Raw genomic sequence first — 23,201 nt, forward strand, 5'->3', positions numbered from 1 at the left:
TTGTCTTTGAGCGGTTTTTAGGAAAATTGCTGGGTCGCCTGCGATTTTCTTTCTTTTAACATTTAATTTCAAGAGAACATAAAAATGGCATTTAAATTTAACGCTGAAGTTCGTACAGCGCAAGGTAAGGGTGCGAGCCGCCGCCTGCGTAACAATGGTCAAATCCCTGCAATCGTTTATGGTGGCAGCGAAGAGCCCGTTTCAATCATCTTAAACCACGATGAATTAAACAACGCGCAAGCACACGAATCTTTCTATTCTGAAGTGATTACTTTAGTGATCGGTGGTAAAGAAGTTGCAGTTAAAGTACAAGCAATGCAACGTCACCCATTCAAACCAAAATTGGTTCACATTGACTTCAAACGCGCGTAATTCACAAGTTTGAACAAAGTAAAAAAGCTAAGAGATCAATCTTAGCTTTTTTGTTCTGAGTATTTTAATTATTTCCCAATAAATACCTAAACTTTAATTTTTTATCAAATAACGATTTTTGCAAGTTATTACGAAGATATTGAAAATATGGCTGGGGTACTAGGATTCGAACCTAGGAATGCTGAGATCAAAACCCAGTGCCTTACCGCTTGGCGATACCCCAATTAGATAAATCTTTGATTAGATATAAAGAAGACTTTTTTGATAGTATGGCTGGGGTACTAGGATTCGAACCTAGGAATGCTGAGATCAAAACCCAGTGCCTTACCGCTTGGCGATACCCCAACGACTATTTGAATTACAAAGCGATAAATGGTGCGGGACGAGGGACTTGAACCCACACACCTCTCGGCGCCAGAACCTAAATCTGGTGCGTCTACCAATTTCGCCAGTCCCGCAAATTTGGTGGCTACAGCGAGATTCGAACTTGCGACCCCAACATTATGAGTGTTGTGCTCTAACCAACTGAGCTATGTAGCCATCACTTAATTTGCTTAACCATATCGGCTTTGCGGGGCGTATTATGCTAATTTTGATGATCCTCGTCAAATACTTTTTTACAAAAAAAGTAATTTTATGTTTGTTTGGTTATTAATGAAGCATATCACTTATTTTTTATTCATTTAAACAACTTATATGGCTTTCTCAACAGCCAAATTTTTCCTAATCCTATTTTTTCTTTTATGCGTTCATTTATTGTTAATTAAAATTTATTTGACAAAAAATGCCTAAATCGTTATTTCTATACCCACTATTCTAAAAAAAACACAACATCTAGGAGTATCTTATGCCCCATCTCTCAGTCGCCAAATTTGGCGGAACATCTGTTGCTAACTACAATGCGATGACAGCTTGTGCAAAAATTGTCATTGCCGATCCCAATACACGCGTAGTTGTGCTTTCTGCATCAGCTGGTGTAACAAATTTATTAGTGGCTTTAGTAAATGGTGTAAAAGCGACAGAACGTGAAAAATTAATTGGCAATGATCTGCATATCACTTCAGGTGTGGCAAAACGTATTTTTGATACTGTTCAATCTTATAATGTGCGAATGATTAGTTATGGGGCAAGTACCAACAATGTTTGTATGTTAGTACAAAGTGAACATTCTGATGAAATTGTACGCTCGTTACACAAATCCTTATTTGAATAAAATTTAAACCTAAAGTGCGGTGAAAAATCACCACACTTTTTCTTTTATATCATTGAGATTAAAGCCGAAAAAGAGTAAAGTAAACGGCTGTTCATTTGACTAATTTAACCGAATAAAAGGCGGAAATTATGGGAAAAAGCGTTGTTATCTTAGGCGCACAATGGGGCGATGAAGGTAAAGGAAAAATCGTTGATCTTTTGACGGATCGCGTAAAATACGTAGTTCGTTATCAAGGCGGCCATAACGCAGGTCACACACTTATTATCAATGGCGAAAAAACCGTATTACGTTTAATTCCATCTGGTATGTTACATCCAAACGTAACTTGCTTAATTGGTAATGGCGTTGTGGTTTCGCCTGAAGCATTAATGAAAGAAATGGGCGAACTTGAAAGCCGAGGTATTAAAGTTCGTGAACGTTTATTAATTTCAGAAGCTTGTCCTTTGATTCTGCCTTATCACGTTGCAATGGATCACGCACGCGAAGCAGCCCTTGGCAAAAAAGCTATAGGTACAACTGGTCGTGGTATTGGCCCAGCTTATGAAGATAAAGTAGCTCGTCGTGGTTTACGCGTAGGCGATTTATTTAATAAAGAAGCCTTTGCCGAAAAACTCAAAAACATCCTTGAATACTATAATTTCCAATTGGTGAACTACTACAAAGTTGAACCTGTCGATTATCAAAAAACCTTAGATGATGTAATGGCAATTGCCGATGTAATCACAGGTATGGTGGCAGATATCACTACAATTCTTGATACTGCGCGCAAAAATGGCGAACATATTTTATTTGAAGGCGCACAAGGGACAATGTTAGATATCGACCACGGTACTTATCCGTATGTAACCAGCTCAAACACAACGGCTGGTGGTGTTGCAACAGGCTCTGGTTTTGGCCCGCGTAATCTTGATTATGTACTTGGTATCATTAAGGCTTACTGTACTCGTGTAGGTGGTGGCCCATTCACAACTGAATTATTTGATGATGTAGGTGCTGAAATTGCACGTAAAGGTAACGAATTTGGTGCGGTAACAGGCCGTCCACGTCGTTGCGGTTGGTTCGATGCCGTCGCCATTCGTCGTGCAATCCAACTTAACTCTATTTCTGGTTTCTGTATGACTAAACTAGACGTATTAGATGGTTTTGATGAAGTAAAAATCTGTGTTGCTTACAAAATGCCAAATGGCGAAATCGTTGAATATGCACCGTTAGCGGCGAAAGATTGGGAAGGTGTAGAACCAATTTATGAAACATTACCAGGTTGGAAAGAAAATACTTTCCGCATCACAGATGTAAATAAATTGCCACAAAACTGCATTAACTATATTAAACGTATTGAAGAAGTAACTGGCGTACCTATTGATATTCTTTCAACTGGCCCTGATCGTGTAGAAACAATGATTTTACGTGATCCGTTCGCTGCTTAATTTCTTTTGATTTTCAGACCGCACTTTAAAAGTGCGGTCTTTTTTTATATTTTTTACTATTCTTCAATAGAACGTAATAATTCATTGATGCCCACTTTTCCTAAAGTTTTTGCATCCACTTTTTTCACGATCACGGCACAATATAGGCTATATTTTCCACATTTTGATGGAAGGCTACCTGATACCACCACAGAACCTGCTGGTACACGGCCGTAATGAATTTCGCCTGTTTCACGATCATAAATTTTGGTTGATTGACCAATGAATACGCCCATTGAAATAACACAACCATCTTCAACGATAACACCCTCAACCACTTCTGAACGCGCGCCAATAAAACAGTTATCGCCGATAATGGTTGGGTTAGCTTGTAATGGTTCTAACACGCCGCCGATGCCTACACCACCCGATAAATGCACGTTTTTACCAATTTGTGCGCATGAACCTACCGTCGCCCAAGTATCTACCATGGTGCCTTCGCCAACGTAAGCACCAATGTTTACATAAGATGGCATTAATACGCAGTTTTTAGAAATATATGCGCCTTTACGCACCGTTGCAGAAGGCACAACACGGAAACCTTCTTCAGTAAAACGTTCTTCAGTGTAATCCGCAAATTTTAATGCCACTTTGTCGTAATATTTTGTTTCTGCGCCGTCAATGATTTGGTTATCGTTAATGCGGAAAGATAGCAATACCGCTTTTTTTAACCATTGATGTGTTACCCATTCGCCAGCAATTTTTTCGGCTACACGATATTTTCCAGAATCTAATCCTTCGATCACTTCTTCAATTGCCGCACGCGTTTCTGCATCAACGGTTTTTGGTGTAATTTCTGCACGTTTTTCAAATGCAGCTTCAATAATTGCTTGTAAATTTGACATAGAACTTCCTATATATGTTGTGAATAAAACGGCATTAGTTTTACCATATTTTAAACGGGCAAGCAAAACACCGAAAAAAAATCACCGCACTTTGTAGAAACAAAACTGCGGTGATAATAAAAAGTTGATTTGATTAAAAGATTGAAAGTGCAAGCCCCACGACAACAGACATACTAAAAACAACCATAATCATTGCATAACCAAAATCGCTCATTTTGTTCTCCTCATAAAAAAAATAACGCAGACATTCTAGCAAGAATAATACGAAAAAATCACTTCTTTTTATAAAAAATTTGCAATAAAGATGACTAAATTCTCAACAAACCTTTATAATAGGAAAAATTTTTTAGGGATTTAAATATATGGCAACAATTAAAGATGTGGCAAAAATGGCTGGTGTGTCCACCACAACCGTATCTCACGTAATTAATAAAACCCGTTTCGTTGCAAAAGATACGGAAGAAGCGGTGTTATCCGCAATTAAACAACTTAATTATTCCCCTAGTGCTGTGGCACGCAGTTTAAAAGTCAATACCACCAAATCCATTGGTATGATTGTGACAACCAGTGAAGCACCGTATTTTGCCGAAATAATCCATTCTGTTGAAGAACATTGCTATCGACAAGGTTATTCTTTATTTTTGTGTAACACACAAAATGATCCTGAAAAAGTCAAAAATCATTTAGAAATGTTGGCAAAAAAAAGGGTCGATGGTTTGCTTGTAATGTGTTCTGAATATACTCAGGATTCATTGGATTTACTTTCATCATTTTCCACTATTCCAATGGTTGTAATGGATTGGGGGCCAAATACCAATACAGATGTGATTGATGATCATAGTTTTGATGGCGGTTATTTAGCAACCAAACATCTTATAGAGTGCGGTCATAAAAAAATCGGGATTATCTGCGGCGAACTCAATAAAACTACCGCAAGAACGCGTTATGAAGGCTTTGAAAAAGCAATGGAAGAAGCTAAATTAACAATCAATCCGTCTTGGGTACTAGAGGGTGCATTTGAGCCTGAAGATGGCTATGAATGTATGAATCGTTTACTGACTCAAGAGGAATTACCAACCGCCCTATTCTGCTGTAACGATGTGATGGCACTCGGTGCAATATCAGCACTAACAGAAAAAGGCTTGCGTGTGCCAGAGGATATGTCAATTATCGGCTATGATGATATTCACGCCTCACGTTTCTATGCGCCACCATTAACCACCATTCATCAATCAAAACTACGTTTAGGCAGACAGGCAGTAAATATTCTGTTAGAACGAATTACTCACAAAGATGAAGGTGTTCAACAATATAGTCGTATTGATATAACCCCTGAGCTTATCATTCGAAAATCCGTTAAATCGATTTTATAAACTTAGCAAAAATAGACCGCACTTTTTAAACAATCCCTAAAAAGTGCGGTTCTTTTTTAGCTATTTTTTAGCTTTTCTTGATTATTTTCAAAATTTCTCTGAATAGCATTTGCCCTCCACCCTATTTTTAGTTATATCTATCGCCAACTGACAAATTTTATTTTTTACTTTTAGGAGTTCCTATGACACAAGAGTACAGTACTCTGCGCAATAACATTAGTATGTTAGGGCGTTTTCTCGGAGAAACCATCAATGATGCACAGGGCGAGGATATTCTTGAGTTAATCGAAAACATTCGTAAACTTTCTCGTAATTCTCGTGCTGGCGATGATAAAGCAAGACAAGAATTGCTAGACACGCTAGGTAGTATTTCTAATGAAAATATTATTCCTGTCGCACGTGCTTTCAGTCAATTTTTAAACCTCACTAACATAGCTGAACAATATCAAACCATTTCCCGTGAACATTCTCTTGCTCAAAGTTCTTCTCAATCCTTAAGCGAACTTTTCAAACGCTTAAAAGAACAAAATGCTTCAGTGGAAGAGGTGCATAAAACCGTCGAAAAATTATTAATTGAGCTTGTTCTGACCGCACATCCAACAGAAACAACACGTCGTTCACTAATTCATAAACACATTGAAATCAATAAATGTTTAAGCAAGCTAGAACATCATGATTTAACGGAAAAAGAACGCAATATTATTGAGCGTCTATTACTTCGTTTAATCGCTGAAGCATGGCATACCAACGAAATTCGTACTGTTCGTCCAACGCCATTTGATGAAGCCAAATGGGGCTTTGCGATGTTAGAAAACAGTTTGTGGCAAGCTGTGCCAGAATTTTTACGCCAACTCAACGAAACCGCCCGTGAATTTTTAGGTTACGATTTGCCGGTAGGATTAAAACCTGTGCGTATTTCCTCTTGGATGGGCGGCGACCGTGATGGAAATCCATTTGTTACCGCACAAATTACCAAAAAAGTACTTTATTTTGCCCGCTGGAAAGCGGCGGATTTATTCTTACAAGACATCAGCAAATTAGCCGATGAACTTTCAATGATGAAATGTAGCGATGAATTTCGTGATAAATACGGCGAACATTTAGAACCCTATCGTTTCGTAGTAAAAAATTTACGCAATCAACTTACAGCAACATTAGCTTATTTTGATGATCACTTATCTAATCGCACACCAAGAGTCTCCGAAAGCGAGATTATTTTGGAAGATAATCAACTGTGGGAGCCGCTTTACGATTGTTATCAATCTTTAATTCAATGTGGTATGCGCATTATTGCAAATGGTTCATTGTTGGATATTTTGCACCGTATTAGTTGTTTTGGTGTGACGCTTTCTCAAATGGATATTCGCCAAGAAAGCACTCGTCACACCGATGCCATTGCTGAAATCACGCGCTATATTGGTTTGGGCGATTACTCTCAATGGATGGAAGACGATAAACAGGCTTTCTTAATTCGTGAATTAAGCTCTCGCCGTCCATTGATTCCGCAAAACTGGACACCATCGCCTGAAACCAAAGAAATTTTAGATACTTGTAAAGTCATTGCTCAACAAAAACAAGGTGTAATAGCTTGTTATGTTATTTCGATGGCGCGCAGTGCATCTGATGTTTTAGCCGTTCATTTACTCTTAAAAGAAGCAGGCGTGCCATATCATATTCCTGTTGTGCCATTATTTGAAACCTTAGAGGATTTAGATGCAGCCGAAAAAGTGATGACTCAACTTTTCAATGTGGGTTGGTATCGTGGCGTGATCAATAATCGTCAAATGGTAATGATTGGCTATTCAGATTCGGCAAAAGATGCGGGAATGATGGCTGCCTCTTGGGCGCAATACCGTGCACAAGAAGCCTTAGTGAATTTAACAGAAAAACTTGGCATTGAACTCACTTTATTCCACGGACGTGGTGGCACAATTGGTCGTGGCGGTGCGCCAGCACATGCGGCATTACTTTCTCAGCCACCTCGTTCCTTAAAAAATGGTTTACGTGTAACAGAACAAGGCGAAATGATTCGTTTCAAACTGGGTTTACCCGCAGTAGCAGTAGAAACCTTTGATCTTTACGCCAGCGCCATTTTAGAAGCAAATCTTTTACCGCCACCAGAACCGAAACCAGAATGGCGTACTATAATGGACGAGCTTTCCACGATTTCTTGCGATATTTATCGTGGTGTGGTGCGTGGCGATAAAGATTTTGTGCCTTATTTCCGCAGTGCGACGCCAGAACAGGAGCTATCCAAATTGCCGCTTGGCTCTCGCCCTGCAAAACGCAATCCAAATGGCGGCGTGGAAAGTTTACGTGCGATCCCGTGGATTTTTGCCTGGATGCAAAACCGTTTAATGCTGCCAGCTTGGTTAGGAGCTGGTGCAGCTATTCGTCAAATTATTGAACAAGGCAAAGGCGATATTATTCATAAAATGTGCGAAAACTGGCCGTTCTTTTCAACGCGAATCGGAATGTTGGAAATGGTCTTTAGTAAATCGGATACTTGGCTTTCCCAACAATATGATCAACGATTAGTGAAAAAAGAGCTTTGGTATTTAGGCGAAAATTTACGTAAGCAACTTGAAGATGATATTCAAACTGTGCTTTCACTTTCTCACCAAAGTGAATTGATGTCTGATTTACCTTGGATTGCAGATTCAATTGCATTGCGTAATATCTACACGGATCCACTCAATCTACTGCAAGTGGAATTGCTCCACCGTTTCCGTGAAAATCCAGAGCAAGTTAATCCCGATGTGGAACAAGCATTGATGATTACCATCACAGGTATCGCGGCTGGGATGCGCAATACGGGCTAGAAAGATGAAAAAAGTGCGGAAAATTTTCCGCACTTTTTTATTCAAATCGATCACTTAATAAAAATTGTAAAACCGCATCCATTCTCAAATGAGGAATGCTCTCCCCTTGTTCTAAAGGCTGAGGTTCAAAACTATCAAAATCAAAGTGCGGTTGTTTTTGCCAAAATTCTGTTTTTGGTAATTTACTCGGCACCGTTCCTGGATAAATCGTAATCGGTTGTTTATCAATAGAACGAATCCCTTGAATTGCTTTAATTTCTTTTCCTTGCTGATTCACAATCACTTGCTTTGTGGTACGAACAGCTGCAATAGCGGTATATTCTGTATCGATTCCTTCAAATTCTACATGGCGACCGCCCTCTTGCACAATTTGGCGCATTAAACTCACTAAATTAGGAATTTGATCACGAGTAATATGATCCGCCTTTGTCGCAACAAACATTAATCGATCAATTCGCGGAGAAAACAAACGATGAAGAAAATTTCTACTACCATAATGGAAATTATTAAATAACTGGTTTAAACCCATTTGCATATCTAAAAAGGCTTGCTGACTGTTATTTAAAGGCGTTAAACAATCCGCCAAAATAACTTGACGATCAAAGGTAGAAAAATAATTTTCGTAAAAACCTTTCACAATTTTATTGCGATAATAATCATAACGTTTTGTCAGCACGGCAAAATAGCTATTCGATTTGGCTGTTTTTTTCAAGGTTCGCCACTGTTCTTCTGAAAGATGAATCAATGGGAAAAATTGTAATGCGGGCGTGCCCTCTAAATCACTCGGCAATACAAATCGCCCAGGCTGAATAAATTGCATGCCTTGCACTTTGCATTGATGTAAATAATCCGTATAACTTTTCGCTATCTTGGCTAAAACATCTTCATTTGCGACCGCACTTAAATCCAAATCCTGCAACATAGCGAGCCAATTCTCCGCCAATTCTTCACGAATGCCTGTTGTTACCTTAATTTGCTCTTGTGACCATTGTTGAAAATCTAGATTTAATAACGGCAAATCGATCAGCCATTCCCCTGGATAATCAAAAATATCCAGATAAAGCGTGCCTCGTTCTTTCAAATGGCGTAGCAAGCCAGATTGGCGTTGAAAACGAATTGCTAAACGCGTTTCACTCACGCCTCGAGTAGATTGAAACCATTGCGGTGGATTTTGTGACAAATCATTTAAATTACTTTCATAATCAAAACGTGGCACGCTGAGATCTTGTTGGGATACTCGTTTGACTGCCAAAATTGAACCATTTCTCGCTGCTTCAAACAAGGGCAAATTCTGTGATGAATGTTGATTAATGGAGAGAAGTTGATTGATTAAACTTGTAATAAACGCCGTTTTTCCACTCCGACTTAACCCTGTTACCGCCAAGCGCAAAGTGCGGTCAAAACCACGATTAATAATTTGATTGATTTCCTTTTGAACCCGATTAAACATTCAATATCCTAGCCATTTTTACTAATATGCCTTACAATTTGACACATAATTTATCACAATGCATTTGTTATGTTACGTCTAAATCTGAGATTTTTATCTTTTCTGCTCTGTATAAGCCAAAGTGTAGAATTACAGGCTGCGCCAAGTGTTCCAACATTTTTAACTGAAAATGGCTTAACTTATTGCACCCACGCTTCAGGTTTTTCATTTAATCCGCAAACTGCAGATGCAGGAACCAGTATGAATGTGGTCACGGAACAAATTTATAACAAATTATTTGATATAAAAAATCACAGTGCAACATTAACACCAATGCTGGCACAATCTTATTCCATTTCAGATGATGGTAAAGAAATTTTATTAAATTTACGTCACGGCGTAAAATTTCACCAAACCCCTTGGTTTACCCCAACACGTGATTTTAACGCTGAAGACGTAGTATTTTCGATTAATCGTGTATTAGGGCATAATACTTATTTACCAACCTTAGCAGAGGCGAATGTTACCTATAGTAATCCACAATATAGAGTGTTTCACGAACAAGCAAGAAAAGTGCGTTTTCCTTATTTTGATAGCATTAAACTTAACGAAAAAATCAAATCTGTGACCGCACTTTCGCCTTATCAAGTAAAAATTGAATTATTTGCACCAGATTCCTCCATCTTGTCGCATCTTGCCAGCCAGTATGCCATTATTTTTTCACAAGAATATGCCTATCAATTAAGCGCAGATGACAACCTTGCTCAATTAGATACCCACCCAGTAGGCACAGGGCCTTATCAAGTAAAAGATTATGTATATAACCAATATGTTCGCTTAGTGCGTAACGAAAACTATTGGAAAAAAGAAGCCAAGATAGAACATATTATTGTGGATCTTTCTACTGATCGCAGCGGACGTTTAGTCAAATTTTTCAATAATGAATGTCAAATCGCCTCTTATCCTGAAGTAAGCCAAATTGGCTTATTAAAAAATGATGACAAACATTATTATATGCAATCTACTGATGGTATGAATTTAGCCTATTTAGCGTTTAATTTTGATAAGCCATTAATGCGAGATCACGAAATCCGTGCCGCTATTTCACAAAGTTTAAACCGAGCTCGAATCATTCATAGCATTTACCATAACACAGCAACTGTTGCTAATAATATTATTCCTGAAGTATCTTGGGCTTCAAGTGTCAATACGCCAGAATTTGAGTTTGATTACAATCCCAAAATCGCCAAAAATAAATTAGCAGATAAAAACCTTTTGTTAAATTTATGGGTAATTAATGAAGAACAAGTCTATAATCCTGCACCTTTTAAAATAGCTGAAATGATAAAATGGGATTTAGCTCAAGCGGGTGTGAAAGTTAAAGTGCGTGCCGTAACTCGTCCATTTTTAACTTCACAATTACGCAATCAATCGGAAAATTATGATTTGATTCTATCTGGTTGGTTAGCTGGTAATCTTGATCCTGATGGTTTTATGCGTCCAATTTTAAGCTGTGGAACAAAAAATGAACTCACTAATTTATCTAATTGGTGTAATGAAGAATTTGATCAATTTATGGATCGTGCCATTACCACCTCACATTTAAGTTCACGCGCAAAAGCCTATAATGAAGCCCAAGAACTCGTTTTACGTGAATTACCCATTATTCCTATTGCCAATGTAAAACGAATTTTAGTCGCAAATAGTCGTGTGAAAGGAGTAAAAATGACGCCTTTTGGTAGCTTAGATTTTTCCACCTTATATTTTATTCAGGAGAAACACTAATGTTCTGGTCGGTTCTTCGCCATATTCTGTGGGTGGCATTATTATTACTCGTATTATCGCTATTAGGCTTTGTTATTTTATTGCGCGATCCTCTTAATGCGAATCTTGTTACACAAAACATTTATATCGGCTATTTCCATTATTTAGGCACCTTGTTACAAGGTGATTTTGGCATTACCTATAACGGTGGAAAATCATTAATGAACCTTATTCTTACGGTTCTTCCTCCCACATTGGAACTTTGTTTCATTACATTGTTTTTGGCATTTATTTTTGGTTTGCCACTTGGCATTATAAGTGCGGTCAATTCTGAACAAGTTTTTGCAAAAAGTTTACAAATCCTATCTTATGTAGGGCTATCTATTCCAATATTTTGGTTAGCCCCCATTTTACTGTATGTTGCCGCGCTCTCACATTGGGAAATTGCCGCTATTGGACAATATAATTTGCTTTACGAAATTAAACCCATTACGGGATTTCCTGTTATTGATATGTGGTTTATGGAAGTACCTTATCGTACAAAAATCGTACAAAACATATTGCAACATTTAGCCTTACCAACATTGGTATTGTGTATTTTGCCAACAATGGAAATTATCCGTATTATTCATCAACGAGCAGAATATATTTTGAATCAAAATTTTTCTAAAGTAGCGACAACACGGGGTTGGTCAAAATGGAAAATTCTCCATCAATATGTATTCCGTAATACTTTTCCCCTGCTTGTTCCACAAGTACCACGTGTATTCACATTAGTATTAACGCAATGTATGTTGGTAGAAACGGCTTTAGGTTGGCCTGGCATTGGTCGTTGGTTAATTAATGCCGTAAATGAACAAGATTACAACAGCATTGCCGCAGGTGTAATTGTTATTGGTGTATGTATTATTTTGATTGATACATTCACTAAAATATTCACTTTTATACTCGATCCATTTAAAAAGAAAGGTTGGTATGCAAGATAAAGAACCTGATGAATTCCGCGAAAGCACCTCAATCTTTCAAATTTGGTTACGCTTTCGTCAAAATACCATCGCACTTTTTAGCTTTTATTTATTAATCGCATTAATTTTTACCGCACTTTTTGCTAGTTATCTTGCACCTTATGCTGATAATCGACAATTTATTGGGCAAGAATTAATGCCTCCTTCTTGGGTAGATAGAGGAAAAATTGCTTTTTTCTTTGGTACTGATGATTTAGGTCGCGACATATTAAGTCGTTTAATTATGGGTACTCGTTATACCTTAGGTTCTGCTTTACTGGTTGTCTTTTCAGTGGCAATAATAGGCGGCGCACTAGGAATTATTGCAGGACTACTGAAAGGTATTAAAGCTCGTTTTGTCGGGCATATTTTTGATGCTTTTTTATCGTTACCTATTCTATTAATTGCCGTTGTTATTTCAACATTAATGGAACCAAGTTTATGGAATGCAATGTTTGCTACGCTATTAGCAATTTTGCCTTATTTCATTCACACTATCTATCGCGCTATTCAAAAAGAATTAGAAAAGGATTATGTTGTAATGCTAAAACTTGAAGGCATTTCCAATCAAACCTTATTAAAAAGCACTATTTTACCGAATATTACTGTTATTTATATTCAAGAAGTGGCTCATGCTTTTGTTATAGCCGTGTTGGATATTAGCGCATTAAGTTTTATTTCTCTTGGTGCACAACGACCTACACCAGAATGGGGGGCAATGATAAAAGACTCTTTGGAACTACTTTATCTTGCACCTTGGACAGTACTTTTACCCGGTTTCGCTATTATTTTTACTATTTTATTAAGTATTATTTTCAGTAATGGCTTAACTAAAGCCATCAATCAACATCAAGAATAGCCTATGGCACTTTTAGACATTTGTAACCTCAATATTGAAATTCAAACCTCCAATGGACGTATAAAAATTGTAGATGGCGTCAATCTTTCCCTTAACGAAGGGGAAATCAGTGGATTAGTTGGCGAATCAGGCTCAGGAAAAAGCTTAATCGCTAAAGTCATTTGTAATGCAATCAAAGAAAATTGGATTATTACTGCCGATCGCTTTCGTTTTCACGATATCGAATTACTAAAACTCAGTCCTAATAAACGACGTAAGATTGTCGGCAAAGAAATATCCATGATTTTCCAAAATCCCTTATCTTGCCTTGATCCAAGTCGAAAAATAGGGAAACAACTCATCCAAAATATTCCTAATTGGACATTTAAAAATAAATGGTGGAAATGGTTTGGGTGGAAAAAAAGACGTGCTATTGAATTGTTACATCGCGTAGGAATTAAAGATCATCGTGATATTATGGCAAGCTATCCTAACGAACTGACAGAAGGCGAAGGACAAAAAGTTATGATCGCAATGGCTGTCGCTAATCAGCCACGTTTATTAATCGCAGATGAACCAACAAATACATTAGAATCAACCACTGCCCTACAAGTTTTTCGTTTACTTTCCAGTATGAACCAAAATCAGGGAACAACAATTTTACTTACGAGTAACGATATTAAAAGTATTAGTGAATGGTGCGATCAAATTTCAGTGCTTTATTGTGGGCAAAATACCGAATCTGCCCCGACTGAAATATTAATCGAAAGTCCCCATCATCCTTATACCCAAGCCTTAATTAATGCAGTACCCGATTTTACTCAACCTTTGGGGTTTAAAACTAAATTGGGTACGTTAGAAGGCACCGCGCCTATTTTAGAGCAAATGCCAATTGGCTGTCGTCTTGGCCCAAGATGCCCTTTTGCACAAAAAAAATGTATGGAAAAACCAAGACGATTGAAAATAAAACAACACGAATTTTCTTGTCATTATCCTATTAATTTACGAGAAAAAAATTTCAAAGAAAAAACAACCGCCACCCCTTTTATACTTAATTGCAAAGGAAATGAATAATGCCCTTATTACAAGTGGAAGATTTAACTAAAACTTTTAAAGGTCACGCCAGTTTATTTGGTCGAAATCAATTCAATGCAGTGGATAAAGTGAGTTTTACCCTTGAACGTAAACAAACACTTGCAATCATTGGCAATAATGGCTCTGGTAAATCAACCCTAGTGAAAATGATAGCAGGTATTATTCCGCCAACTTCTGGTCGAATTTTATTTAATGATCGAGAATTACAATATCAGGATGTACAATCTAGAGCTAAACATATTCGTATGGTTTTCCAAGATGCCAACTCTGCATTTAATCCACGTTTAAATATTGGACAAATATTAGACGAACCATTAAGCCTAGCGACAGATTGGACAGAAACACAACGTAATGAAAAAATCTTTGAGACCCTCTCTCTTGTTGGGCTTTATCCTGATTACACAAATCTCAATATTAAGCATCTTTCTATTAGCCAAAAACAGCGTGTCGCTTTGGCACGTGCGCTGATTTTAGAACCTGAAATAATTATTATAGATGATGCAATTGGCAATTTAGATGCTTCTGTACGTATTCAATTGCTTAATTTAACCCTTGATCTGCAGCAACGTTTAGGTATTTCTTATATTTATGTAGGGCAAGATCTCGGTGTAATTAAACATATTGCAGATACGATTATCGTAATGGATGAAGGAAAAATGATTGAATATGGCAGCCCTCAAAATCTTTTTACTGATCCACAAACTGATGTTACTCGTCGCTTAGTCGAAAGCTATTTTGGCAAAATTTTAGATGAAACCGCTTGGGTAAAAGACAAAAACGCTCACTAAGGAAAGAAAAAATGAACACTCGTCCCTTTTATTTCGGACTTATATTTATCACGATTATCGCTGTACTTGCTAACTATTTAGGAAGCACCGACTTTTCCCAGCATTATCATATCAGTGCCTTAATTATTGCCATCTTACTGGGAATGGCAATCGGCAATACCATTTACCCGCAATTTTCAACACTAGTGGAAAAAGGCGTATTATTTGCCAAAGGCACGCTTCTTCGCACTGGCATTGTGCTGTATGGTTTTCGTCTCACTTTTGGCGATATTGCCGATGTTGGCTTAAATGCTGTTGTCACTGATGCCATTATGCTAATTTCAACCTTTTTTCTTACCGCACTTTTGGGCATTCGTTATCTAAAAATGGATAAACAATTGGTTTATCTCACTGGGGCAGGATGTAGTATTTGTGGTGCGGCAGCGGTTATGGCGGCAGAGCCTGTTACCAAAGCAGAATCTCATAAAGTTTCAGTGGCGATTGCCGTAGTGGTCATTTTCGGGACGCTTTCTATTTTTACTTATCCATTTTTCTACACTTGGTCACAACATTTAATTAACGCTCATCAATTCGGTATTTATGTTGGTTCTAGCGTGCATGAAGTCGCTCAAGTTTATGCCATTGGGGGAAATATAGATCCTATCGTGGCGAATACTGCCGTCATTACCAAAATGCTCCGAGTAATGATGCTTGCACCATTTTTATTAATGCTCTCTTGGTTATTAACACGTAGTAATGGAGTATCAGAAAATACATCACACAAAATTACAATTCCTTGGTTTGCTGTACTTTTTATTGGCGTTGCCATTTTTAATTCTTTTGATTTATTACCAAAAGAACTCGTGAAATTATTCGTTGAAATCGATTCTTTCTTATTAATTTCAGCGATGGCTGCACTTGGCTTAACTACGCAAGCAAGTGCAATCAAGAAAGCAGGACTAAAACCGCTTGTTTTAGGCGTATTGATTTATTTATGGCTAGTGATTGGGGGATTTTTAGTGAACTATGGAATATCAAAATTAATATAAAATTCACTTAACATTGACCGCACTTTTAAAGTGCGGTCTTTTTTTATGAAGAATATTTTCAGATATGGTTATTTAAAAGATGAAATTACGCTTTATTTCAAAGGACGATTTAATAAACCATCCTCTAAAAATAAAGGGCCAATTGGGCGTCTAGGAATATCAAACTTTTGTGGATAAATCACATCCACCAAATACAATCCATCGGGTTTTGCTGTTGGTGCGGCAAGCTGACGATTTTTCTGCTCAAGTAACCATTGCATCCATTCAATCGGCTGATTTCCAGCTCCGACCTCAATCAAACTTCCCACAATATTGCGCACCATATGATGCACAAAAGCGTTCGCCTGAATATCAACAATAATATATTTTCCGATACGAGACACATTCAAATGATGCACATTACGCCAAGGCGTATGAGACTGACATTGCGCCGCACGGAAAGAGGAAAAATCCTGTTCGCCAAGTAAACATTGCCCTGCCTGATGCATTTTTTCCGCATCTAAATCTAAATGACAATGGGTTATTCCTCCCGCTAAAATCGCAGAGCGTAATTTATTACAATAAAGAATATAACGGTAACGGCGTGCTGTTGCAGAAAATCTGGCGTGAAATTCATCATCGACTTGTTTTGCCCAACTCACTGCAATGTCATCAGGTAAATGAGCATTCGTACCAAAAGCCCAAGCCTTCTCTGGGCGAACCGCATTGGTTTCAAAATGAACAACCTGCCCCGTTCCACTTACGCCAGAATCCGTTCGCCCCGCACAAAATATTTCAATTTTTTCATTTGCAATGTGAGAAAGTGCCTTTTCTAATTCTTCTTGTACACTGCGGACTTTTTCTTGTCTCTGCCAACCATAATAATTTTGTCCATTATACTCAATGCCTAATGCAATTTTCATTTTTTACCTTTTGGCTTAATAAAGTGCGGTTATGGTAGCCCAAGTTTATTTGGAGCGCAAATGCATAAAAACACTCCAAAATTTATTCAAAAATAAGCGATAGTTTCTAAAAATTGCAATAATAAATGTGAATTTTTTGTGATAAAGATCCCATTCTGATAATCTGCCATTAGAGTTTACACTCCAAACTCCCTATAATTAATCAACGTATTATGAAAAACTAAAAGGAAAATTATGAAAACATTAAGTGAATTTATCGTTGAACGCCAAGCTGAATATCCAAACGCAAAGGGGGAATTGAGTGGTATTTTGTCGTCAATTCGTCTTTTAGCGAAAATTATTCATCGAGATATTAACAAAGCAGGTTTAACAAATATTCTCGGTCAATCTGGTATTGAAAATGTACAAGGCGAAAGTCAAATGAAACTCGATTTATTCGCCCATAACACGATGAAAGCGGCATTAATGGCACGTGAAGAAGTGGCAGGGTTTGCCTCTGAAGAAGAAGAAAGTTTTATCGCATTTGATACAGAACGTGGCCGTAATGCAAAATATATTATTTTAACGGATCCCCTTGATGGTTCTTCAAATATTGATGTAAACGTATCTGTAGGAACAATTTTCTCTATTTACCGTCGCGTATCTCCAATTGGCTCACCTGTTACCTTAGAAGATTTTATGCAACCAGGTAATAAACAAGTCGCAGCGGGTTATATTGTTTATGGTTCATCAACAATGTTGGTATATACCACTGGTAATGGGGTTAATGGTTTTACTTATGACCCATCAATCGGTACATTCTGTCTTTCCCACGAAAATATGCAAATGCCAAAAGAGGGCAAAATTTATTCCATCAATGAAGGGCAATACCTGAAATTCCCACAAGGTGTGAAAAAATATATTAAATATTGCCAAGAAGAAGATAAAGCGACTCATCGCCCTTACGTATCTCGCTATATTGGTTCACTTGTAGCAGACTTCCACCGCAATTTATTAAAAGGCGGCATTTATATTTACCCAAGTGCAACCAACTATCCAAATGGAAAACTCCGTTTATTATATGAAGGCAATCCTATTGCATTTTTAGCGGAGCAAGCTGGTGGTGTCGCAACAGATGGTTATCGTCGAATTTTAGATATCGAACCAACCGCACTTCATGAACGTGTTCCACTATTTGTTGGTTCAGAAGATATGGTGAAAAAAGCACAAGAAATGATGGAAGAATTTAAAGAAGAATAATAAAAATCTCCTCGATTAAAAGGGGAGATTTTTATCAATAAAAAGCATAGCCCAACTTTTCAGCCAACGCATAACAAAGCGTCCCTTTCCCAGCACCACTAGGACCATCAACAGTAATAATCATTCCCATACAAATTATCCTTTCATTCTCAAAATTTTGCGCATTATAGTGAGAATTTGGTGATCCTGCTAATGTTAATATGGTATTAAACAATCTTTATCATATTCCATATTCTTCTATTAATACTATAACTAAACACAAATAGTAATAAAAATGTAAAAAATGAAAACAAAATGTTAAATTTTATGAGATATTGATCACATTTTCTTAAAATAGGTATATGCTTTTGCATATAAATCCATAAAATAACCACATCTTTTAATCTAACTCTGAGGATATTTTATGCTGTCTTTTATTCTAAGTATTTTTCCTATCGTTTTACTGATTTATCTTATGGTAAAAAGAAACGCGCTACCTTCTTATGTTGCCTTACCTTGGATTGCGACATTAGTTATGGGTGTTCATCTTTTACACTTTAATACAGATATTGTCACTATTAGTGCAAATGTTGTTTCTGCAATTATTGCGGTACAAACACCTATTACAGTAATTTTTGGTGCGATTCTCTTTAACCGTTTCTCTGAAATTTCAGGCGCAACAAATATTATGCGAAAATGGCTAGGAAATATTAATCCAAATCCCGTTGCACAATTAATGATTATTGGTTGGGCGTTTGCTTTTATGATCGAGGGAGCAAGTGGTTTTGGTACACCAGCGGCAATTGCTGCACCTATTTTAGTGGGATTAGGTTTTCATCCATTAAAAGTGGCGATGTTGGCACTTATTATGAACTCAGTTCCCGTATCCTTTGGTGCGGTAGGTACACCAACTTGGTTTGGTTTTGGTGCTTTAAAATTATCAGAAGATATGATTTTAGAAATTGGGTCTATTACAGCATTTATACACTCCATTGCTGCACTTATTATCCCATTATTAGCACTTCGTATCTTAGTAAATTGGGATGATATTCGTAAAAACATCGTATTTATCTATATTAGCGTACTGGGTTGCGTAGTACCTTATTTCTTGATTGCTCAAGTCAATTACGAATTTCCATCACTCGTTGGGGGGGCAATCGGCTTATTTATTTCTGTATGGGCTGCTAATCGCAATATTGGTTTAGCAAAAGTAACAAATACCCTTGATAATAATGCGGTAAGTGCAGGACAAGTAGTTAAAGCATTATTCCCGACAGGTTTACTTATTGCATTTTTAATTGTGACTCGTATTCATCAATTACCATTCAAAGCAATGATGAATGACGCAACTATTTGGTTCTCAACCACATTAGGTTCGTTAGGATTATTTGAAATTAGCAAAGGTTTAATCTTTAGCTTAAAAAATATTTTTGGCTCAAATGTTTCATCAAGCTATAAACTTCTTTACGTACCTGCATTGATTCCATTTGTCATTACAGTACTAATTGCGATTCCTGTCTTTAAAATTTCCAGTTCAAATGTTAAACAGATTTTTGCATCAAGTTTACAACAATCTAAAAATCCATTTATTGCCTTAGTTGGTGCCTTAGTGATGGTAAACCTAATGTTAGTGGGTGGCGAACATTCTATGGTAAAAATTATAGGTAGAACTTTTGCTGAAATTTCTGGTAGTAACTGGACTATTTTCTCCTCTTTCTTAGGCGCGATTGGATCCTTTTTCTCAGGTTCAAATACCGTATCCAACCTAACATTTGGTAGTGTTCAACTTTCTACCGCAGAAACAACAGGCATTTCTGTCGCACTTGTTCTTGCTTTACAATCTGTTGGTGGGGCAATGGGGAATATGGTATGTATAAATAACATTGTAGCGGTAAGTTCAGTGTTAAATATTTCAAACCAAGAAGGCACAATTATTAAGAAAACCATTATACCTATGATCATTTACGGTATTATTGCCGCACTTGGCGCGTTGTTCTTAGTACCTTTATTTTATAATCTATAAAATCCACACCAAAAATGACCGCACTTTTGCGGTCATTTCCTATTTTTCTCTTTTATATTTCTACTATCAAAACTAACCTTTAACCCATTAAAGTGCGGTTGATTTTGCGAATGAATTTGCCCATTTAGCAAAAACCAAACGTTCTTTTTCTTTATCTTCTCAACATATTTCCTCTCTAAAAATTAATTTTTTTCATTATTTTTAGGTATTTTCATTAAATCATTCCTTGAAATCCCTCTTATAAAATGGATAATCGTAATCCTTCTCAAAAATAAATAGGAACTATAATGAAGAAAGCTATAAAATTAAATTTAATTACACTTGGCCTAATTAATACGATCGGTATAACGATTACACAAGCTCAAGCCGAAGAAACATTAGGGCAAATTGATGTCGTAGAAAAAGTGATATCAAATGACAAAAAACCTTTCACTGAAGCCAAAGCCAAAAGTACGCGTGAAAATGTCTTTAAGGAAACACAAACCATTGACCAAGTGATTCGGAGCATTCCTGGTGCATTTACTCAACAAGATAAAGGCTCGGGTGTGGTTTCTGTAAATATTCGTGGCGAAAATGGATTAGGTCGTGTCAATACGATGGTTGATGGTGTAACCCAAACCTTCTATTCTACAGCCTTAGACTCTGGTCAATCAGGCGGAAGTTCTCAATTTGGTGCGGCAATCGATCCTAATTTTATTGCAGGTGTAGATGTTAATAAAAGTAACTTTTCGGGAGCAAGCGGTATAAATGCCTTAGCAGGCAGTGCTAATTTTAGAACATTAAGCGTTAATGATGTGATTACTGATGACAAACCATTCGGCATTATTCTGAAAGGAATGACAGGAAGCAATGCCACTAAATCCAATTTTATGACGACGGCTGCTGGCAGAAAATGGCTTGATAACGGTGGCTATGTAGGCGTGGTGTATGGTTATAGCCAACGTGAAGTTTCACAAGATTATCGTATCGGTGGCGGAGAACGATTAGCATCATTAGGGCAAGATATTCTTGCTAAAGAAAAAGAAGCCTATTTCCACAATGCAGGTTATGTTTTAGACTCAGCTGGACAGTGGACACCTGATTTAAGTAAGAAGTTTTGGTCTTGCAATTCCACCCCCCCCCCTAAGAATGGTTGCTCATTTTACAAAGTTCAAAAATACAAAGAAATACTTGATGAACTAAAAATGGTAAACACGCCTCAGAAAGCACATAAATTACAAAAAGACATAAAAGAAACTGATGAAAGCTTTGAGCGCAATAAAGATCAATATAGTGTCGCACCTATTGAACCAGGCAGTTTGCAATCTCGTTCTCGTAGCCATTTATTAAAATTTGAATATAGCGATGATCACCATACGCTAGGGGCGCAAATACGTACCCTTGATAATAAAATTGGTTCTCGCAAAATTGAAAACCGTAATTACCAAGTCAATTATAACTTCAATAATAACAGCTATCTTGATCTTAATTTAATGGCTGCACATAACATTGGCAAAACTATTTATCCTAAAGGCGGTTTTTTTGCTGGCTGGCGAGTGGCAGATAAACTTATCACAAAAAATGTGGCAAATATTGTTGATATTAACAACAGCCATACTTTCTTGCTGCCAAAAGAAATTGATTTAAAAACCACATTAGGGTTTAACTATTTTACCAATGAATACAGTAAAAACCGTTTTCCAGAAGAATTAAGTTTGTTTTATAAAGATGATTCACATGATCAAGGCTTATATTCATTCAGTAATTCAGGGAGATATTCTGGCTCAAAAGGTTTATTACCACAACGTTCAGTAATCTTACAACCTTCTGGCAAGCAAAAATTTAAAACAGTGTATTTTGATACCGCACTTTCTAAAGGTATTTATCATTTAAATTACAGCGTGAATTTTACCCATTATGCCTTTAATGGTGAGTATGTTGGATATGAAAATAAAGAAAAACAAATTAATGAACCGATTTTGCATAAATCAGGGCATAAAAAGGCATTCAATCATTCCGCTACATTAAGTGCAGAGCTAAGTGATTATTTTATGCCATTTTTTACTTATTCACGCACACACAGAATGCCGAATATTCAAGAGATGTTTTTCTCTCAAGTGTCTGATGCTGGGGTAAACACAGCATTAAAACCTGAACAATCTGACACCTATCAACTAGGCTTTAATACTTATAAAAAAGGTCTATTCACTCAAGACGATGTGCTAGGTATCAAATTAGTGGGTTATCGTAGCTTTATTAAAAACTATATCCATAATGTGTATGGAGATTGGTCACGAGATGGTGTTACTCCAGAGTGGGCAAGACTCAATAGTTTTCGTCTGACGATTGCTCATCAAAATTATAAGCCTATTGTGAAAAAGAGCGGCGTCGAGTTAGAAATTAACTATGACATGGGACGTTTTTTTGCAAATCTGTCTTATGCATATCAACGAACAAATCAGCCAACCAATTATGCCGATGCCAGCCCACGTCCGAATAATGCTTCAAAAGAAGACATTTTGAAACAAGGTTATGGTTTATCACGTATCACTATGTTACCAAAGGACTACGGTAGATTAGAGCTTGGCACACGCTGGTTTGATCAAAAATTAACCTTAGGTCTGGCAGCTCGTTATTATGGAAAAAGTAAACGTGCTACAACTCAAGAAGAATACATCAACGGTTCTCGCTATGAAAAAAATACTACGAGCGACAGAATTTATTATGCTATTAAAAAGACAGAAGATATTAAAAAACAACCGATTATTTTAGATTTACACGTCAGCTATGAACCAATCAAAGATTTGATTATTAAAGCGGAAGTACAAAATCTGTTAGATAAACGTTATGTTGATCCGTTAGATGCTGGAAATGATGCGGCTTCGCAAAGATATTATTCAAGCTTAAATGATTCAATTTGTAGTAAAAGTCAGGATTGTGAAGGTGGAGGAAAAGATAAAACTGTACTTTATAACTTTGCACGTGGAAGAACTTATATTCTGAGTTTGAACTATAAATTCTAGGGAGTTCATATAAAAGGCA

Annotated in this window: 17 protein-coding genes, 4 tRNA genes and 1 pseudogene; 14 read left to right on the top strand and 8 right to left on the bottom strand. The window is 37.0% G+C overall.

The annotated features are described in order from the left end of the window. Positions 1–84 precede the first annotated feature (84 nt). On the top strand, positions 85–372 hold the full coding sequence (gene rplY, locus AT683_RS08225; RefSeq protein ID WP_005660520.1) for a 50S ribosomal protein L25: 288 nt from the start codon (positions 85–87) through the stop codon (positions 370–372). Between the two features lie 148 nt (positions 373–520). Here the strand turns inward: rplY and AT683_RS08230 are convergent. The 4 genes from AT683_RS08230 to AT683_RS08245 form a co-directional block, all read right to left on the bottom strand. Next, a tRNA-Gln gene (locus AT683_RS08230) sits at positions 521–595 on the bottom strand. Positions 596–642: 47 nt separating this feature from the next. Continuing rightward, positions 643–717: transfer RNA gene (locus AT683_RS08235), tRNA-Gln, on the bottom strand. Between the two features lie 28 nt (positions 718–745). Next, positions 746–830 (bottom strand) — tRNA-Leu (locus tag AT683_RS08240). Positions 831–835: 5 nt separating this feature from the next. Next, positions 836–912 (bottom strand) — tRNA-Met (locus AT683_RS08245). Between the two features lie 307 nt (positions 913–1,219). Between AT683_RS08245 and AT683_RS10075 the strand changes: the two genes are divergently transcribed. Both AT683_RS10075 and purA read left to right on the top strand, forming a co-directional pair. Further along, positions 1,220–1,585 carry an ACT domain-containing protein gene (locus AT683_RS10075; protein WP_005689212.1) on the top strand — a complete coding sequence of 122 codons (366 nt, stop codon included), beginning with the start codon at positions 1,220–1,222 and terminating at the stop codon, positions 1,583–1,585. Between the two features lie 128 nt (positions 1,586–1,713). Continuing rightward, complete coding sequence (purA, locus tag AT683_RS08255; RefSeq protein ID WP_005660513.1) at positions 1,714–3,012, top strand: adenylosuccinate synthase; 1,299 nt, start codon at positions 1,714–1,716, stop codon at positions 3,010–3,012. Positions 3,013–3,068: 56 nt separating this feature from the next. On the opposite strand, the gene dapD is transcribed toward purA, so the two are convergent. Further along, the gene (dapD, locus tag AT683_RS08260) at positions 3,069–3,896 is read right to left on the bottom strand and encodes a 2,3,4,5-tetrahydropyridine-2,6-dicarboxylate N-succinyltransferase (protein ID WP_005632504.1); all 828 of its coding nucleotides are present in this window, start codon (positions 3,894–3,896) and stop codon (positions 3,069–3,071) included. Positions 3,897–4,258: 362 nt separating this feature from the next. Between dapD and purR the strand changes: the two genes are divergently transcribed. Next, positions 4,259–5,269 (top strand): HTH-type transcriptional repressor PurR, encoded by a 1,011-nt coding sequence (gene purR, locus AT683_RS08265; RefSeq protein WP_038441314.1) that lies wholly within the window; start codon positions 4,259–4,261, stop codon positions 5,267–5,269. A 182-nt stretch (positions 5,270–5,451) separates the two neighbouring features. Beyond that, positions 5,452–8,091 (top strand): phosphoenolpyruvate carboxylase, encoded by a 2,640-nt coding sequence (gene ppc / locus AT683_RS08270; protein WP_038441315.1) that lies wholly within the window; start codon positions 5,452–5,454, stop codon positions 8,089–8,091. Between the two features lie 37 nt (positions 8,092–8,128). Here the strand turns inward: ppc and AT683_RS08275 are convergent, their stop codons facing one another. After that, a complete protein-coding gene (locus AT683_RS08275; protein ID WP_005691210.1) occupies positions 8,129–9,541 on the bottom strand; it encodes a YcjX family GTP-binding protein in 1,413 nt (470 codons plus the stop codon). Between the two features lie 69 nt (positions 9,542–9,610). Here AT683_RS08275 and AT683_RS08280 point away from each other — a divergent pair, with 69 nt between their 5' ends. The 6 genes from AT683_RS08280 to AT683_RS08305 are packed head-to-tail and all read left to right on the top strand — an operon-like array spanning position 9,611 to position 16,037. After that, positions 9,611–11,305 (top strand): ABC transporter substrate-binding protein, encoded by a 1,695-nt coding sequence (locus AT683_RS08280; RefSeq protein ID WP_038441319.1) that lies wholly within the window; start codon positions 9,611–9,613, stop codon positions 11,303–11,305. Next, positions 11,305–12,270, top strand: a complete 966-nt coding sequence (locus AT683_RS08285) for an ABC transporter permease (RefSeq protein WP_011272453.1) — start codon at positions 11,305–11,307, stop codon at positions 12,268–12,270. Before AT683_RS08280 ends, AT683_RS08285 begins: the two co-directional genes overlap by 1 nt. Further along, positions 12,260–13,147 (top strand): ABC transporter permease subunit, encoded by an 888-nt coding sequence (locus AT683_RS08290; protein WP_005670531.1) that lies wholly within the window; start codon positions 12,260–12,262, stop codon positions 13,145–13,147. Before AT683_RS08285 ends, AT683_RS08290 begins: the two co-directional genes overlap by 11 nt. A 3-nt stretch (positions 13,148–13,150) precedes the next feature. Beyond that, complete coding sequence (locus AT683_RS08295; RefSeq protein ID WP_005670535.1) at positions 13,151–14,200, top strand: peptide ABC transporter ATP-binding protein; 1,050 nt, start codon at positions 13,151–13,153, stop codon at positions 14,198–14,200. Beyond that, positions 14,200–15,009: a peptide ABC transporter ATP-binding protein gene (locus AT683_RS08300; protein ID WP_048950109.1), complete on the top strand. Its 810-nt coding sequence runs from the start codon at positions 14,200–14,202 to the stop codon at positions 15,007–15,009. The genes AT683_RS08295 and AT683_RS08300 overlap by 1 nt, the downstream gene beginning before the upstream one ends. An 11-nt stretch (positions 15,010–15,020) precedes the next feature. Next, complete coding sequence (locus AT683_RS08305) at positions 15,021–16,037, top strand: YeiH family protein (protein ID WP_058222228.1); 1,017 nt, start codon at positions 15,021–15,023, stop codon at positions 16,035–16,037. Between the two features lie 92 nt (positions 16,038–16,129). On the opposite strand, the gene truA is transcribed toward AT683_RS08305, so the two are convergent. After that, on the bottom strand, positions 16,130–16,939 hold the full coding sequence (truA, locus tag AT683_RS08310; RefSeq protein ID WP_058222229.1) for a tRNA pseudouridine(38-40) synthase TruA: 810 nt from the start codon (positions 16,937–16,939) through the stop codon (positions 16,130–16,132). A 234-nt stretch (positions 16,940–17,173) separates the two neighbouring features. On the opposite strand from truA, the gene fbp reads away from it, so the two are divergent. Then, positions 17,174–18,178 (top strand): class 1 fructose-bisphosphatase, encoded by a 1,005-nt coding sequence (gene fbp, locus AT683_RS08315; protein WP_048950111.1) that lies wholly within the window; start codon positions 17,174–17,176, stop codon positions 18,176–18,178. A gap of 43 nt (positions 18,179–18,221) precedes the next feature. On the opposite strand, the pseudogene AT683_RS08320 reads toward fbp, so the two are convergent. Then, positions 18,222–18,314: pseudogene (locus tag AT683_RS08320) on the bottom strand ((d)CMP kinase); the annotation flags it as partial. Positions 18,315–18,581: 267 nt separating this feature from the next. On the opposite strand from AT683_RS08320, the gene AT683_RS08325 reads away from it, so the two are divergent. Together AT683_RS08325 and AT683_RS08330 are read left to right on the top strand one after the other, a co-directional pair. Next, positions 18,582–20,180 (top strand): lactate permease LctP family transporter, encoded by a 1,599-nt coding sequence (locus AT683_RS08325; protein WP_080390665.1) that lies wholly within the window; start codon positions 18,582–18,584, stop codon positions 20,178–20,180. A 287-nt stretch (positions 20,181–20,467) separates the two neighbouring features. Further along, positions 20,468–23,182, top strand: coding sequence for a TonB-dependent receptor domain-containing protein (locus AT683_RS08330; protein ID WP_058222230.1), 2,715 nt, complete (start codon positions 20,468–20,470; stop codon positions 23,180–23,182). The last annotated feature ends 19 nt before the right edge of the window (positions 23,183–23,201 follow it).

This window comes from Haemophilus influenzae, from assembly GCF_001457655.1.
GTDB classification, from domain to species: Bacteria; Pseudomonadota; Gammaproteobacteria; order Enterobacterales; family Pasteurellaceae; genus Haemophilus; species Haemophilus influenzae.

What these genes read in the sequence shown, in the direction of transcription:
- rplY (WP_005660520.1), top strand. Translation starts at nt 85, where the DNA reads ATGGCATTTAAATTTAACGCTGAAGTTCGTACAGCGCAAGGTAAGGGT.
- AT683_RS10075 (WP_005689212.1), top strand. Translation starts at nt 1,220, where the DNA reads ATGCCCCATCTCTCAGTCGCCAAATTTGGCGGAACATCTGTTGCTAAC.
- purA (WP_005660513.1), top strand. Translation starts at nt 1,714, where the DNA reads ATGGGAAAAAGCGTTGTTATCTTAGGCGCACAATGGGGCGATGAAGGT.
- dapD (WP_005632504.1), bottom strand. Translation starts at nt 3,896, where the DNA reads ATGTCAAATTTACAAGCAATTATTGAAGCTGCATTTGAAAAACGTGCA.
- purR (WP_038441314.1), top strand. Translation starts at nt 4,259, where the DNA reads ATGGCAACAATTAAAGATGTGGCAAAAATGGCTGGTGTGTCCACCACA.
- ppc (WP_038441315.1), top strand. Translation starts at nt 5,452, where the DNA reads ATGACACAAGAGTACAGTACTCTGCGCAATAACATTAGTATGTTAGGG.
- AT683_RS08275 (WP_005691210.1), bottom strand. Translation starts at nt 9,541, where the DNA reads ATGTTTAATCGGGTTCAAAAGGAAATCAATCAAATTATTAATCGTGGT.
- AT683_RS08280 (WP_038441319.1), top strand. Translation starts at nt 9,611, where the DNA reads ATGTTACGTCTAAATCTGAGATTTTTATCTTTTCTGCTCTGTATAAGC.
- AT683_RS08285 (WP_011272453.1), top strand. Translation starts at nt 11,305, where the DNA reads ATGTTCTGGTCGGTTCTTCGCCATATTCTGTGGGTGGCATTATTATTA.
- AT683_RS08290 (WP_005670531.1), top strand. Translation starts at nt 12,260, where the DNA reads ATGCAAGATAAAGAACCTGATGAATTCCGCGAAAGCACCTCAATCTTT.
- AT683_RS08295 (WP_005670535.1), top strand. Translation starts at nt 13,151, where the DNA reads ATGGCACTTTTAGACATTTGTAACCTCAATATTGAAATTCAAACCTCC.
- AT683_RS08300 (WP_048950109.1), top strand. Translation starts at nt 14,200, where the DNA reads ATGCCCTTATTACAAGTGGAAGATTTAACTAAAACTTTTAAAGGTCAC.
- AT683_RS08305 (WP_058222228.1), top strand. Translation starts at nt 15,021, where the DNA reads ATGAACACTCGTCCCTTTTATTTCGGACTTATATTTATCACGATTATC.
- truA (WP_058222229.1), bottom strand. Translation starts at nt 16,939, where the DNA reads ATGAAAATTGCATTAGGCATTGAGTATAATGGACAAAATTATTATGGT.
- fbp (WP_048950111.1), top strand. Translation starts at nt 17,174, where the DNA reads ATGAAAACATTAAGTGAATTTATCGTTGAACGCCAAGCTGAATATCCA.
- AT683_RS08325 (WP_080390665.1), top strand. Translation starts at nt 18,582, where the DNA reads ATGCTGTCTTTTATTCTAAGTATTTTTCCTATCGTTTTACTGATTTAT.
- AT683_RS08330 (WP_058222230.1), top strand. Translation starts at nt 20,468, where the DNA reads ATGAAGAAAGCTATAAAATTAAATTTAATTACACTTGGCCTAATTAAT.